Annotated in this window: 22 protein-coding genes; 12 read left to right on the plus strand and 10 right to left on the minus strand. The window is 65.0% G+C overall.

The genetic code is table 11. The annotated features are described in order from the left end of the window. Positions 1–38 precede the first annotated feature (38 nt). The 3 genes from RDU83_01000 (at position 39) to RDU83_01010 (ending at position 1,817) form a co-directional block, all read left to right on the plus strand. Positions 39–431, plus strand: a complete 393-nt coding sequence (locus RDU83_01000) for a hypothetical protein (protein MDQ7839585.1) — start codon at positions 39–41, stop codon at positions 429–431. Then, positions 432–806 (plus strand): DUF5615 family PIN-like protein, encoded by a 375-nt coding sequence (locus RDU83_01005; GenBank protein MDQ7839586.1) that lies wholly within the window; start codon positions 432–434, stop codon positions 804–806. 273 nt (positions 807–1,079) lie between these two features. Then, positions 1,080–1,817, plus strand: a complete 738-nt coding sequence (locus RDU83_01010; GenBank protein ID MDQ7839587.1) for a hypothetical protein — start codon at positions 1,080–1,082, stop codon at positions 1,815–1,817. Positions 1,818–1,842: 25 nt separating this feature from the next. Here the strand turns inward: RDU83_01010 and RDU83_01015 are convergent, their stop codons facing one another. Beyond that, a complete protein-coding gene (locus tag RDU83_01015) occupies positions 1,843–2,667 on the minus strand; it encodes a hypothetical protein (GenBank protein MDQ7839588.1) in 825 nt (274 codons plus the stop codon). A gap of 383 nt (positions 2,668–3,050) precedes the next feature. Between RDU83_01015 and RDU83_01020 the strand changes: the two genes are divergently transcribed. After that, on the plus strand, positions 3,051–3,329 hold the full coding sequence (locus tag RDU83_01020; protein MDQ7839589.1) for a ribbon-helix-helix protein, CopG family: 279 nt from the start codon (positions 3,051–3,053) through the stop codon (positions 3,327–3,329). 6 nt (positions 3,330–3,335) lie between these two features. Then, complete coding sequence (locus RDU83_01025) at positions 3,336–3,683, plus strand: type II toxin-antitoxin system PemK/MazF family toxin (protein ID MDQ7839590.1); 348 nt, start codon at positions 3,336–3,338, stop codon at positions 3,681–3,683. 124 nt (positions 3,684–3,807) lie between these two features. Here the strand turns inward: RDU83_01025 and RDU83_01030 are convergent, their stop codons facing one another. Further along, the gene (locus RDU83_01030; protein MDQ7839591.1) at positions 3,808–4,173 is read right to left on the minus strand and encodes a hypothetical protein; all 366 of its coding nucleotides are present in this window, start codon (positions 4,171–4,173) and stop codon (positions 3,808–3,810) included. 33 nt (positions 4,174–4,206) lie between these two features. On the opposite strand from RDU83_01030, the gene RDU83_01035 reads away from it, so the two are divergent. Then, complete coding sequence (locus tag RDU83_01035; GenBank protein ID MDQ7839592.1) at positions 4,207–4,455, plus strand: hypothetical protein; 249 nt, start codon at positions 4,207–4,209, stop codon at positions 4,453–4,455. A gap of 1,049 nt (positions 4,456–5,504) precedes the next feature. Here RDU83_01035 and RDU83_01040 read toward each other — a convergent pair. After that, positions 5,505–5,669 (minus strand): hypothetical protein, encoded by a 165-nt coding sequence (locus RDU83_01040; GenBank protein ID MDQ7839593.1) that lies wholly within the window; start codon positions 5,667–5,669, stop codon positions 5,505–5,507. A gap of 365 nt (positions 5,670–6,034) precedes the next feature. Here RDU83_01040 and RDU83_01045 point away from each other — a divergent pair, with 365 nt between their 5' ends. Continuing rightward, entirely contained in the window at positions 6,035–6,253 is a 219-nt protein-coding gene (locus tag RDU83_01045) for a hypothetical protein (protein ID MDQ7839594.1), read from the plus strand. After that, entirely contained in the window at positions 6,237–6,467 is a 231-nt protein-coding gene (locus RDU83_01050) for a DUF2283 domain-containing protein (GenBank protein ID MDQ7839595.1), read from the plus strand. Before RDU83_01045 ends, RDU83_01050 begins: the two co-directional genes overlap by 17 nt. A 52-nt stretch (positions 6,468–6,519) precedes the next feature. Here the strand turns inward: RDU83_01050 and RDU83_01055 are convergent, their stop codons facing one another. The 3 genes from RDU83_01055 to RDU83_01065 all read right to left on the minus strand — a co-directional run bounded on the left by RDU83_01055 (position 6,520) and on the right by RDU83_01065 (position 7,455). Further along, positions 6,520–6,741 carry a hypothetical protein gene (locus tag RDU83_01055; GenBank protein ID MDQ7839596.1) on the minus strand — a complete coding sequence of 74 codons (222 nt, stop codon included), beginning with the start codon at positions 6,739–6,741 and terminating at the stop codon, positions 6,520–6,522. A 65-nt stretch (positions 6,742–6,806) separates the two neighbouring features. After that, positions 6,807–7,208: a PIN domain-containing protein gene (locus tag RDU83_01060; protein MDQ7839597.1), complete on the minus strand. Its 402-nt coding sequence runs from the start codon at positions 7,206–7,208 to the stop codon at positions 6,807–6,809. Beyond that, positions 7,195–7,455, minus strand: coding sequence for an AbrB/MazE/SpoVT family DNA-binding domain-containing protein (locus RDU83_01065; protein MDQ7839598.1), 261 nt, complete (start codon positions 7,453–7,455; stop codon positions 7,195–7,197). Before RDU83_01065 ends, RDU83_01060 begins: the two co-directional genes overlap by 14 nt. A 135-nt stretch (positions 7,456–7,590) precedes the next feature. On the opposite strand from RDU83_01065, the gene RDU83_01070 reads away from it, so the two are divergent. Both RDU83_01070 and RDU83_01075 read left to right on the plus strand, forming a co-directional pair. Further along, entirely contained in the window at positions 7,591–8,013 is a 423-nt protein-coding gene (locus RDU83_01070) for a type II toxin-antitoxin system Phd/YefM family antitoxin (protein ID MDQ7839599.1), read from the plus strand. Next, the gene (locus RDU83_01075; protein MDQ7839600.1) at positions 8,013–8,240 is read left to right on the plus strand and encodes a hypothetical protein; all 228 of its coding nucleotides are present in this window, start codon (positions 8,013–8,015) and stop codon (positions 8,238–8,240) included. Before RDU83_01070 ends, RDU83_01075 begins: the two co-directional genes overlap by 1 nt. 123 nt (positions 8,241–8,363) lie before the next feature. On the opposite strand, the gene RDU83_01080 is transcribed toward RDU83_01075, so the two are convergent. After that, entirely contained in the window at positions 8,364–9,473 is a 1,110-nt protein-coding gene (locus RDU83_01080; GenBank protein MDQ7839601.1) for a hypothetical protein, read from the minus strand. 339 nt (positions 9,474–9,812) lie between these two features. Next, positions 9,813–10,826, minus strand: a complete 1,014-nt coding sequence (locus RDU83_01085; protein MDQ7839602.1) for an integrase core domain-containing protein — start codon at positions 10,824–10,826, stop codon at positions 9,813–9,815. A 403-nt stretch (positions 10,827–11,229) separates the two neighbouring features. On the opposite strand from RDU83_01085, the gene RDU83_01090 reads away from it, so the two are divergent. Both RDU83_01090 and RDU83_01095 read left to right on the plus strand, forming a co-directional pair. Further along, positions 11,230–11,511: a type II toxin-antitoxin system prevent-host-death family antitoxin gene (locus RDU83_01090; GenBank protein ID MDQ7839603.1), complete on the plus strand. Its 282-nt coding sequence runs from the start codon at positions 11,230–11,232 to the stop codon at positions 11,509–11,511. Then, positions 11,508–11,957: a type II toxin-antitoxin system VapC family toxin gene (locus tag RDU83_01095; GenBank protein ID MDQ7839604.1), complete on the plus strand. Its 450-nt coding sequence runs from the start codon at positions 11,508–11,510 to the stop codon at positions 11,955–11,957. The genes RDU83_01090 and RDU83_01095 overlap by 4 nt, the downstream gene beginning before the upstream one ends. A gap of 70 nt (positions 11,958–12,027) precedes the next feature. Here the strand turns inward: RDU83_01095 and RDU83_01100 are convergent, their stop codons facing one another. Beyond that, positions 12,028–12,261 (minus strand): type II toxin-antitoxin system HicA family toxin, encoded by a 234-nt coding sequence (locus RDU83_01100; protein ID MDQ7839605.1) that lies wholly within the window; start codon positions 12,259–12,261, stop codon positions 12,028–12,030. Beyond that, entirely contained in the window at positions 12,182–12,364 is a 183-nt protein-coding gene (locus RDU83_01105) for a type II toxin-antitoxin system HicB family antitoxin (GenBank protein ID MDQ7839606.1), read from the minus strand. Before RDU83_01105 ends, RDU83_01100 begins: the two co-directional genes overlap by 80 nt. Between the last annotated feature and the right edge of the window lie 779 nt (positions 12,365–13,143).

Genomic DNA, 13,143 nt, shown 5'->3' on the forward strand with positions numbered 1-13,143 from the left:
TAGAGGTGACAAGAATGCCTGTGGTTAGGCCGGTTTCAGTGAGGCTAGAGCGAGAGGTCGACGCCGAGGTGCGCGATATTGCCCGCCGGGACGACAGGCCCCTCGGCCGGGTCATCAACGAGCTCCTTGACCGTGCGCTGCGAATGCGGCGGTTTCCGGGAGTCGTCTTCGTAGATGGGCCGGCCGGGGTCAGAGCGCACCTCAGCGGCAGCGGGCTCGACATCTGGGAGATTGTGGCGCTGGCGCGCGCGTACGGATCCCCTGAGAAGGCCCGCGAGGCGCTGCCCACATTGTCGGAAGCCGACATGCGGCTGGCCCTGGCGTATGGGGGCACCTATCCGGACGAGATCGAAGAGCGCATCCGCCGCAACGAGCGGCCCATGGAGGACCTAATGCGCGAGTACCCGTTCGTTCGGAAGATCCCCGCGTAGGTGCCGCCTCGCCTGCTGCTCGATGTTCACTTCTCACGAGCCGTCGCCTACGCGCTCCGTTCCCGAGGATTTGACGCCGTGGCTGCTCAGGACGATGCCTTGCTCCGCAGCCGCAGCGACGAGCACCTGCTGGCAGCGGCTGCCGAGCAACGGCGCGCGGTGGTCACGTACAACATCAACGATTTCGTCACCTTGGCGCGCGCGTGGGTTATGGGTGAACGCGGGCACTTTGGGATTGTACTGGTGCACCCTGGAACGATCGCCCAGGCAGACATCGGAGGGCAGGCACGAGCCCTTGAGCACCTCCTGGCGTCACTTCCCACAGAGGACGCGCTCAGGGGCGTGACGGTGTTTCTCGGGAAGCCCGATCTCTAGAAACGGCCTTCCTGGTCCGAACTCCCCCGTCCCCGTCCCTGGACCTCGTCCGCGCTTCGCCTTCGGCTATCCAGATTGGGTGGCCCTGTAGATCTTGCTCCAGTGTCCAACGAGATGGACGATGACAGTCTGCTCAGGTCGCCGCCGAGAGGCTCAGGGGCAAGACAATCCCTCACCAGGCCCACCCGGCCCTCTTTGCAACTTCCTGCCGCAGGATAGCCGGGCAGGAAAGCGGAAACAACGTCCTGCCGAAGCACTCCCTGAGGAGAGAAGATGAGCACCAGGACCGCAAGCACCGTTCTGCGCGGCCTTGCATACACCGCCGCCGTGGTGGCGATCATCGCAGCGGCCGCCCCCACCGCAGCCCCTCAACCCAGTCAGCCGTTCTCCGAGGACAACGCCAAGAACCTGATCCGGGGAGCGCTCCTGCAGTACTTCGACGCCGAGTCGGTCCTTGAGATCTCTGCCTCAGGTACGGTCCTGTTAGGCGATGTCCTTGTAATCGAGGACCTGCTGGTCGTAGGCAGGCCCGTACTGCTGCGCGGTGTCCGCGGAGAGGTACTGGTTCAAGCGGCCGGGCTTCATCTCGACATGCCGGCCCTGGCCGGTCGGCAGATCCGGGTCGTGATACTGGGGAAGGCGACCGTCGTGGGGAAGAGCACCGCGAGGGATATCCAGGAAGGACTGGCCAGGACGTCGCCCAACATCCTCAGGCCGACGGTGAGGTTCCAGGTGGGTCAGTTTGAGGTGGCGGCGACGATCAGGCAGGAGGCGAAGCTCTATCCTGCTCTGGTGAGGGGGAACCTGACGGTCGAGCAGGAGCAGCGAGTGCGCGTGGTGGTCACCGAGGCGCAGGTTTTGGGCAGCGACGTCCCCCGGGGCATGATTGAGAAGGAGCTGGCCAAGCTGAACCCCGTGTTGGACCTCTCGAAGTGGCCGTTCAACCTGCGCATCCAGCGGCTGGTGCTCCACAACGACACGGTTGAGGTGCTGGCCGCGAGCGGGCAATAGACACACATCGCGCCCACGTGCGGGGCTACAGGTCCAGATCCGCGGGGTAGTCCTGCTCACCCCGGTACTCGACGTTCTTGGAGACGATCGCCCGCAGGACCCGCTTGTCGTATCCGGCGCGCTCCAGGGATCGCAGCATGGACAGCGTGTCCTTCGGGAGGCACTTCCCAGAGAACCCGCGGCTGTCGCCCCACGAGGCGGTGTGCATGGGGCCCACGCGGGGGTCCAGCATCCACAGGTCCCTGGCTTCCCAGTACGGCACGCCCCACGCGGCGCACGCCTCCCGCATCTCGTTGGCGAACATGACCTTCCAGGCGATGAACTCGTTCTCGAACGCCTTCACCGCCTCGGCGATGCGGGCCGACGTGACGCGGTACTGCTTCATCGGGCCGGCGATGGGGGCGAATAGATCTACCACCCGCTCACAGTCCGCCGGATCTCCGCCGAAGATGTAGAAGGGGCACTCGATCTCGTCCCGCATGAAGCCGTACGGAACCCAGTACTGCGGCTCGCCCACGTACTCCGGGGAGAACACGATCGGCTTGCCCGTCTTCGCCTTAAGCTCGTCGGTCGTCCCGACCGGGACGGTTGAGCGGAGCAGTATCGTGCCGGCCTCGATCCATCCGACGGCCTCTTCCACAATCGTTGTATCGCACGAGCCATCCGCGCGCATGGGCGTGGGCACGCAGACGGCCACCAGGGCGCTTCCGTTGATGTCGTCCCGGCTACCGTGCCCATTCGGTGGATCGTAGATGGTCACCTCATACCGGTGTCCGAAGAACGCCTCCATCGCCTGCCCGACGCGCCCGTAGCCTACGATGCCGACGCGAGATGTGCCGATCCGAGACATATTCTCACCTCAGTCAGGTGTCCCTGGACACCTTCTCGGCTTCGCTGATGGTGCTGCTACTACCTGCGTTGCGATCGCGCAGCGGCCGCCTCCACGCTGGGGCCTTTGCCTCACTCATAATCGTGTATCGCGTGATCGAACTACTACTGACACCTGAGGCTCTCTTAGGGGGCAGACCACCGCAACCGAACGCAATTACGCCCCCGCCGGAGCTGCGGCGCAGATCCACTCCGCCGCACCCGCAAGGGAGTCGGCCGCGAAGTCGAACGTCTCGGGTCTTGGCTCGTCGTAACCATAGCAGGCAGCAATTTCAACTTCATACTTGACGTACCTTTCAACCGACTAGTACTCTTACCAATGATAAGGCAAATTGGAGGCGAGAAATGCGTACTTACGCTCGTACGACGAAGGCCAAGATAACCCTGACGCTGAGCTCTGATGTGGTATGTCAGCTCGACGCTCTGGCACGCGCGCCGCAATCTCGCTCTCGTAGCCATCTTGTGGAAGAGGCTCTGCGTCGGTGGCTTGACGAACGCGTCCAGGAGAATATCGAGCAGCAGACTGAGGAGTACTACGGCTCTCTATCGCCCGCCGAGCGCGAACAAGACAGAGAGTGGGCCGCACTCGCAGCCGAGGCAGCCCGACAACTGTGGGACAAGTAACGCTCCGTGTCGTATCCACGCCGAGGTGAGATCTACCTGGTCACCCTACCCGGGCACCCTGCCGATCCTAAGGCGCGACCCGCCCTGATCGTGTCAATGGACGTCCGTAACCGCCTGGCGAATGATGTGATGGTGGTGCCGCTGTCCACGACTCTCCGCGCGGCCCCGACCCACGTCGAACTGCCCGCAGGGGAAGGTGGCCTGCGGGAAACTTCGATGGCCAAGTGCGAGCAGGTAACCACCCTGGATAAGTCGTTCCTGATTCGTGGCCCCTTCGCTGGAACCATCAGTCCCGCGCTCATGCGGGAAATCGAAAAAGCGATCCAGCGGGCTATTGGCATTCCCGTCGCGTGACCGGCGAAATCCGGCGGCATTGGGGTAGCCCTGAGGAGTAGTGCTTCTCTCCGGTGCGCCACTTGCTCACCACCTCCCGCCGGGTCTAAGCGAAGCTGCGCAGACCGAGGCGCAGGACGCGGCGTCACTCGGCGTGGTCGGAGACCAGAAAGGTCGCCGAGCGCCTGAGGCGGAGGAAGCGCGCCGCGGGCACCGCCATGAACCTGGCGAGGAGGCGCTCGACCGCCGACTCGCTGATGCGCAGCGCGTCCATGAGCTGGTTGACAATGTGGACCACGTCGTACATGGCGTACCCAAGGCTCTTGGCCGGGATGGCGCGGGGGTCGGCAAGGTTGATCGAGTCTATGGGATGGCGGGAAACCGGTACCGCGAAGCGGGTCTCCGTGACGATCTCCTCGTCGTCGTAGGCCAGGACCGTGGTGTGCCGGGTGCGCACGGTGTCGCCGTTGACCCCGTCCAGATCTATGCTGTAGGATTCATACAGGGTCATGTGCACACGACACTGCAGAAGGGACGAGAGGCCATGACAAAGCGCAGGGTGAACTTGACTCTGCCCGAGAACTTGTGGATCAATCTGCGCGCGCGCGTTCCCGAGCGCAAGATCAGCGAGTACGTCGCCGAGGCGACGGCGGCGCGGCTGGCCGAAGAGGAGAGGGCCATCCTAAGAGAGCGTCTCAAGGACCAGTACGTGGCGCGGGCGGCTCAAGACCACAAACTGGCCGAAGAGTTCTTCGCCGCCGAGCAGGAGACCACTGATCGGATCGGAGCCTGAAAGACCTGTGCGCACCTACAGGCGCGGCGACGTCTGGCTGGCCAACCTGGATCCGGTCATCGGCTCGGAGCAAGGAAAGACTCGCCCGGTTGTCATTGTCCAAAACGACGTGGCGAACGAGTACAGCCCGGCGGTCATCGTTGCGGCCGTGACCACTGTGCTCGGCCCCAAGGAATATCCCACGGAGGTGCGGGTGCGGGCCCCAGAGGGCGGATTGAAGAGGGATTCTGCGATCCTGCTCAACCAGATTCGCACCATTGACCGATTCGCGCGGCAAGCCCCGGACTTCAGGCCGGGGAAGGATAGCGCGAGGTGTGGTACAATGTTCATGCGGCCAACGCCGCCTACCGCAGGGCATGCGGGAAGTAACGCCGGGGAGATACGAGCAGCCGATCAGGCACTCGGCCCAGGAACCCACCGAAGCGATCCCGCCAGGGATTGCCGTAGGAATCCCCCGGCTTCAGGTGGGGGAGGATGTCAAAAGCGGCGCATGGTCGAGCGCTGAGGAACTCTCGGCCTAGAGACGATGAAGAGGCTGGACGAAGTCCTGAAGATCAGCCTGGCGCTGGTACCGATCTGAGGGATTCCGGTCGCGCGCCGGCAGAGCGAGGAGATCCTCCGCGAGATCTTCGTCCGGAAGAGGACTTCCCCGTGAAGCGCACCCTGGCCGACACCGGCCCGCTGGTGGCCTTGCCGTAGAGGCTGCCGGCGGACTCCGGGGATGCGGTGCACTATCGCTGTGGAGCGGGCCGCGTTGGCTCATCCATCGGGATCCCCGGCGGCGCGCCACGCAGCGAGCGCTTCGCGGAGGGAGGCGGCGGGCCTTCCGGGCAGCGGGACGAGACGGGCCACAGGAGCGCCGTTGCGCTCGACGATGAAAGAATCCCCCCGGTAGCGCACTCTGCCCAGAGCATCGCCGAGCCTGCGGGCCAATTCGGTTGCAGAAATCCGGCGCTCCATATTCTGAATCATGCGTAATTCCATGCAAGCTGTAAAGCCCGGCGCGAACCGCGCCGCGCGGAGCTTCCGCCTGCGGAGGCTCTTCAGGATCACGCCGCCGGGTGGTCGAGCGGCCGATCGGCCTGGCCCTGGCGCCTGAGCAGCAGCGCGCCCAGCCCCATGGTGACGGCGAGGATCCAGGCCGTGGACGCGACGACCCCGGCCATCCGCTGCTGCACCCTCCTCACGCTGAAGAAGAGGAAGTTCACCGTCATCGGCAGCGTGCTCGCGGCCAGCAACAACAGGATGGACCGGGCGCTGTCGAGAGCGTATCAGACAAGCCGCGCCTCGTCGTGAGAGCCGTGCGCAAACAGCGACATCGAGGTCGTCAGTTGACCACCAGCAGCGGCAGCAGGAACACTGGTGCGCCCCGCAGGATCGCAGCCACGTATGGAGATAGCAGACTGGCCCGCTTGATGCGGTAGCACCCCCGGTGCTACCCTCAGCGCGTGGGAAGCGCGAGACATGGGGTCTTCGCCGCACGGAGGTGAGCGGGCACCTGTCACATTTCGAAGGACCAATTCGTTGGACCCGTCATGCCCAGCACGACCGCCTCCCTAGGCTTGTCGAAACGGGCAGGGTGCGTGATCTGGCAGATGTTGAGGAGATCCTGCGATCCCCTGAACGCATCGTGCAGGCGAAGATGGGGCGCCGAGAGGCCCAGCAGCGACGTGGCGGCGGCCTCCTGCGCATTGTCTTCGTGGAGGAGAAGGGTAGCCGTGTTATCATTACGATGAACTGGACGACAAAGGTCGATAGGTACTGGAAAGGGAGTGCCATAGATGAAGGTCACCTATGATCCGGAAGCGGATGTTCTGTACATCCTCCTGCGCGAGGAGGCACGCGAGGCGGACACCGAGGAGATCCGTGGGGGGGTGACCGCAGCGTTCGACCAGCATGGACGCCTCATCTCGCTCGAGTACATTGGCGCTGCAGCAGACGGCTTGGTCGTGGACGATACCATCAGGGTATCCGTGGTCAACTATCCCGGGCGTGCAAAGACGAGAGCGTAACTCCACTCATCAAGCAAGAAGGATGCCGGCCGGTGCGCTCGTCCCCATGGGCCTAGAGCAGCCGGCGATCGAAGGCAAGACGGGCAAGCAGTACAAGCGCAACTGAACTTTGTGCCGCGAACCACCCCAGACCCGCCCCCAACAGCCCCATGCGCGGGAGGAGCAGCACGCTCAGCCCCAGTGTCACGACCAGGATACAGAGGGTGCTGCCCACGACCCCGGCCATCTTCTGCTGCACCCTCCTCACGCTGAAGAAGAGGAAGTTCACCGTCATCGGCAGCGCTTGAATTGGGGTGACGCGCGCGGGCCGGTCCGGCCGCTACGGTCCGGCCGGCAGGGCTACGGAATCAGCTTGATGTCCGGGAACACGGCGCGAAAGACGGCGGGGTCCAGGGTGAGCACCGCCAAGCCGTGGTGCTCGGCATGGGCGGCGATCAGGAAATCGCCCACGATGCGGCGTGGCAGGGCACCGTCGCGCCGCTTGCGGGCGTACTCACCGAATGCGCGCCCGGCGCGCTCCCACACTTCAGGCGGCATGGACCACAGCACTTCGATCTCGGCCCGCTCCAGGAAGGTCCGCAGCCCCTCCCAGCTCCGCGAGGCGACAAGCTCCGCGTAGACCACCGGACAGATGACCGGCGGCTGCGATCCCGCCACAGACAGCCTCCGCCTGGCCTCTTCGTGCAGGGCGTCCCGGGAGTCGAACGCCGCGAGGATGGCGCTGGTGTCAAGGCTGATCATCGCCCCACCGCAGTCTCCGCACGTGGCCTGTCGCGTCTCCGCCCGTCTCCTCGGAAAGAGCACGGAAGTCGAACTCTTGCAGCAGCGCCTCGATCACCTGCCCTATGTCGGGCCTGACTTTCCGGAGCTCGATGTGTTCACCGGCAGTCGTCACCTCCAGACGGTCGCCCGCCTTGATGCCGAGGGCCCGCCGGACCTGCGCGGGCAGCGTCAGCTGAAACTTGCGGCTTACGCGGGAGAATGCCATCGCTTTACCAGCTTACCAAGCGCCGTTCGGCAAAGCAAGGCTTGCTTTACATGCTTGGTGGCCCCCGCATTCGCAGCGTGCCATATCTGTGCAAAATGTACATCTTGTGCTATCATGCCTGTGAGGTGATCGGACGTGCTGGTCCCCACGAGGTTCTCAGAAGCCCGCAGCCGGTTCAGCCGGTTGTTCGATGAGGCCGTGGAAGAGCTGCGGCCGGTGTTGGTCCGCCGAGGAGCCCGACAAGAAGCGGTGCTCGTGAGCCGCGAGAATCTCGATGCGCTTCTGCAGTCGTTCACCCTGCGGCCCCAGGTCCTGCACGAAGAAGATGGCTCGGTGACGATAACGGTGGACGAATTGGACTGGGCCGTCAACGCTGCGTCAGTTGAGGAGGCAGTGAGCGCCCTCGTCTCCGACCTGCGCCAGTACGCGGAGGACTATCTTGAGCGGGCATCGCTGTTTCTACGCGCGCCCAACCGCCGTTCTCATTTCCCCCATGTGCTCAAGATTGTGCTCGCTCGCGATGAAGAAGAGGTCCGCCACGGGCTGCTGGGCCTGTAGTGCCTCCCACGTTTCGTGACCTCAAGCGGTTCTGCGAGCGCGATCGTTGGGCGCTCATCCGGTCAACGGACCATTGGTACTACGAGAAAGTGCTCCCGGACGGCCGCATACTCCGCACCAAGGTGAGCCGCGCGCTCCACCGGGAGATTCCCGGGCATCTGTGGAAGAGCATCCTCAAGCATCAAATCCAGATCCTCGAAGAGGAGTTCTGGAGGAAGATCCGGTAGCCTCAACCCCCGCCTCGTAGAGTACGAGGCTCCTCTTCTCATCAGCCTTCACGCTGCCGGGCGCAGGACATCCTGCTCGGCCAGCCGCGCCAGGACCCTGGTGAGGTCTTTGCGGCTCGAGTACTAAGTGAAGCTGCGCAGACCGAGGCGCAGGACGCGGCGTCGCTCGGCGCTTGCCGACCACTGGAGGAGGATCGGACTCTGGTAGCGCCCCTGGACGAGGGCCCCGCGCCCGGGCTCGGCGTGGTCGGAGACCAGAAAGGTCGCCGAGCGCTTGAGGCGGAGGAAGCGCGCCGCGGGCACCGCCATGAACCTGGCGAGGAGGCGCTCGACCGCCGACTCGCTGATGCGCAGCGCGTCCATGAGCTGGTTGACAATGTGGACCACGTCGTACATGGCGTACCCAAGGCTCTTGGCCGGGATGGCGCGGGGGTCGGCGAGGGCGCGCTTGCCGGCGCGCATCGCGAACTTGAGCGGGTCGCGCAGGACCTCGGCCAGGTCGTGCCGCATCAGGAGCGTCTCGTGCTCGTTGACCGTGAGCCCCGCGTTGTGCTCCTCAGGGTCGAGGGTGATGTCCACCCGCCCCTTGGCGACCCCGTGGCGGGCGACGAGATCCTCGATGAACGGGACCAGCCCGACCCGGGGGTCGGCGAGGTTGATCGAGTCGATGGGATGGCGGGAAACCGGTACCGCGAAGCGGGTCTCCGTGACGGTCTCCTCGTCGTCGTAGGCCAGGACCGTGGTGTGCCGGGTGCGCGCGGTGTCGCCGTTGACCCCGTCCAGATCCATGAAGTAGACGGGCTCGCCGGGGCGGTTGATGTAGGTCACGCAGTTGAGCAGCCCGGAGCCGATGAAGGCGAGGTGGGAGTCGGCGTTCCTGGGCTCCACGCGGCGCTGCTCCTCGGAGAGTTCGGTGCGCAGGTCGAGTCGGTCGTGGCGGTAGTCGGCGTCGGGCGGGAACAGCGCCCGGAACGCCGCGATGAACGGGTCGAGTTGCTCGCGGCGGTGCTGCAGTCGCCTCGACAGGCTCTGCTCCAGGTAGCCCGCGGTGGTGTGATAGGAGCAGTACAGGGCCCGGCGGTAGGGCGTGAGGGCATCGCCGTGCGCCTGGCGCACCCTCTCGGTGACGTCGATGGCGTCGTAGCGAGTGCGCGGCCGCAGCGTGAGGTCGAGCTGGAGCGGGGCCGTGCGGCCCCGCCCACGCCGGCGGCGCACCTCACCGGTCTGACTCACCCCGACCTCCCCTCGGTCCCCGGCCTCGTGCCCCGGCCAAGCCCCCGCGGCGGCCGGAAGGCGCCCCGGGAGTGGATGTCGCGACTCGAGCGCAGCTTTCCCCCGCGTGCAAACGATAGACGGAGTCGGGCCGAAAGTCAAAGGCGTGCGGCCGAGGCGATGCTGGCAGTACTGCGCGAGGATGGCGACCCACTGGCACCGGAAGACGCTACCGCTGGCTATTCGGGGCAGATTCGCCTGAGACTCCCAAGGTCGCTGCACGAGCGGGGGTGCAGCAGCGCCAGGTCGGGCTGAGGCTCGGGTGTACTGGTCCAGTAGATGCGAAACACTTTCCTCCTCTCATTGGCCGTGGTGTTGGGTTTGCCACTGGGTTAGGTACTCCTGCGGGGTCCGGTAGCCCAGAGCTTGGTGGGGCCGGACGGTGTTGTAGGTCCGCTCCCATTCTTGGAGCAGGGCGTTGTGCTCCGCCAGCGGGTCTGGCACTTCTACCAGGTCATAAAACTCTTCCTGGTGCGTCCGCTGCGCCCGCTCCACGTGCCCGTTCAGCTTCGGGCTCCGCGGCGGCAACACGAACAGCCGAATCCCCATCCGCTCGCAGGCCGCCTCGAACACCGCCTTGAACTCACTGCCCCCGTCGATCTGAATCGCCCGCACCGGGAACCCAAACCTGGGAAACGCCTCCCGGAGCACCCGCTCCGCTGCCCGGCTGCTCCCTCGATCATGCGCCGCGACCACGCCCTTACGGCTCACCACATCGCAAGCGCTGAAGTGCACCCGCCTCAGCCCCGGCCGCACCTCTACCGGCGTCGTATCGATCTGCACCAGATCCCCGGGGGAGTGCACCACGTACTCCCAGGGCTTCCGCTGCGCGTAGCGACGCCTCTGGCGCCTCCGGTGACGCTTGGCCTGCGCCGCCCGCACCACCGCCGGTTCCCGCAGCTGCCCCAACGCCCGCAAGCGTCTCAGCGTCCGTCCCACCGTCGAGGCTGAGACCTTCCATCCCTCCCGAGCCAGCAGCACCGCCAGCTTTACCTTCCCCCACCGCGGATATGCCTCCCGCAGCGCCCGGATCCGCCCCACCAGCAGGACCGAGGTCTGCGGCTGCCTCACACGCCGGGGCCGCCGCGTGCGACGATCATCCTCCAAACTGCTCAGCCGCCGGGGATTGTAGCGCTTCCTCCACCGGTAGAACGTCGCCGAGCTGATCCCAAAGCGCCGGCAGGTCAGCCGCGCGTTGGGCCCATGCGCCTCGTAGAACTCCATCCACCGCAACCGCTGCCGCGCCTCGCGGGTCAGCGGCGCCGACATCCGAATCCGTAACCTCTGGGGAAGCAGGCTCTGCTCGATCATCATGCGGCCAGTATAGCCGCCTCCAAGGGGCCGGAAGCCCCCCTTCAACCGGTACGGCATCCTCAGTCAGGGTGTTTCGGATCTATCTGAACCAGGGCATGCGCTCCGCGCGGACAGAGCGAAGGGTTAGCGTGCTGCCGCAGCACCTCGGCTCGGCACGCACGGCCTCCTTGACCACACGCCCACGGATGCGCGGGTCGACCGCCCGGCAGCGCTCGAGTTGGGATGGGTGAATCTGCAGCCTGATCTCCTGAAGCCGCCACCACATCGTAGCCGAGTTTCTGGAGCGCGTCCGCGACCGCGCGTTCACCTCCAGGAAGGAAAGTGTTTCGTATCTACTGGACCAGTACATTCGCTTGACAACACGGATAGGGTGGCTACAATGGCTACTACGGAGGGTTCCGCCATGGGAAGCGTTGGGGTCAAGGAACTGAAGAACCGCCTCACCCATTACCTTCGCAGGACCAAGCAAGGCGAGGAAGTCATCGTCACCGAGCGGGGAAGGCCGATCGCGCTCATCCAGCCGATTCGGTCTGCGGAGCGAATCGTTAGTCTGGAGGCGCGGCTTGCAAGGCTGGCCGCCCGGGGATTCCTGACCCTCCCTACCCACAAGCCCTTGAGCAGAGTGCGGCCAGTGGAGGCCTCCGGCCCGCCTGTCTCAAGGATCATCCTGGAAGATCGCCGATGAACTATCTGGATACCAGCGCGCTCATCAAGCGCTTCGTCGCCGAAAAGGGCTCGCCGCTGGTGAGCGCCATTGTGACGCGCAAGGGGCCCGTCGCGACGGCCAAGATCGCCTATGCCGAAGTCTATGCAGGGCTGACACGGAAGCGCCGGGATGGCCAGCTCTCCGAGGGTCGGTACGTCGTGGCGTGCAGGCAGTTCGAGCGCGATTGGCAGGCCTACATTCGGGTGGACTTGTGGGATGAGGTCCTCCTGCTGGCCCGCGACCTGATTCAACGGCACCCGCTCAGGGGTTTCGACGCCATCCACCTGGCTTCTGCCATGGGCTTGAGGAGTGCGCTCGGCGAAGACATCACTTTTGCTGCGGCAGACGAGCGGTTGCTCCGGGCGGCTGGAGCCGAGGGCCTCCATGTGCTCGACGTCGAGAAAGCCTCCGGCCTGCACACCTGATCGAGGCTGTTCCTTCCACCGCCTCTGAGCGGTCCGGGTCGCCGTGACAACCCATGTGCCGATCTACTCGCTATAGAACTCCCTTCGTAGCTCGTCCTCCGCAATGAACCGGCACGCTTCCCGTGGTGGTTACCCGTCGCAGCTTTACATGACTGCCGCGCTGGGAGTGAACCATGAAGCCAAACCTGGCCAGGATAGCGACGACCTGGTCGCCCGATAGCCGCCTAAGCCTGGGCAAAGTCAGCGGTGTCCTCACCCTCCAGATGCAGGGTGACAGCCTCCTGAAGGTTCGCAAGGGTTTCATCCAGCGTTTTCCCCTGAGTCACCACGGCAATCTCCACGCACTCGGCTACATAGTAGTGCTCGCCTTTTCGCACTACAGCCTTCACATTCTGTTGGAGCCTCATACGTTCCCCTCCTGGCAGCCGGTTGGGAAGTCCTTCACCTTCATGGCGGCCTTCTTGCGGATAAGCCTTCTCCTTGTGAAGCGGTATCATTATCCCACAACCCTGTCGTCTCGTCTCACATCAGCGGCTGACACCGCGCCCTTGGCCGCCGTAGATCAGAAAGGCGATTGGAGTTGACCCGGTTTCGAGGACACCGGCGCGGACGTATAGGGGCACCTTCACCTCGCGGTCGGCGTCGGCTGAAATACGCACTCAATATCCTTGAGCAGCCACCGCGCCCAGCAAGGCGTCCGTGGCGCCGATGTTGAGGACGATGCCCAGGACGGTGGGTGCCGTCTCCGGGGGTCGCCCGCTTACCGACCTGCGCTGTTCAGTCTTTGGGATGGGTCCAAATCGGTCCCGGTCGTACGCCACGGGAACGGAACTGGTTCCCCAGCGTCGATGCGCGCGACGACCATGCGGTGCCCAAGCGGCGCCAGCACTTCGGCGAACTCCCTGGCGAGTGCCTCAAGGTCGGCGAGGTCGGCCTTGGCGAGCCTTACGGCGTCTCCATGCCAGGACCACTACCCATGCGGCCAGGACACCAAGCGCGTTCATGAGGAGATCTACGAGTTCAGCGCTCCGGTAGGAGATGAACCACTGCGCACCTTCAAGCGCGGCGCCGTAGGTCCAGGCCAGTCCCATGGCGCGGGCGGCCGGCAGTTGGGTCTGGAGGAGAACTGTCAGAATCCCGCTGGCGGCGATATGACCCCCGGGCCCATCGAGAGGGCGAAGGGAAC

This window comes from bacterium (assembly GCA_031082185.1).
Taxonomy (GTDB): domain Bacteria; phylum Sysuimicrobiota; class Sysuimicrobiia; order Sysuimicrobiales; family Humicultoraceae; genus VGFA01.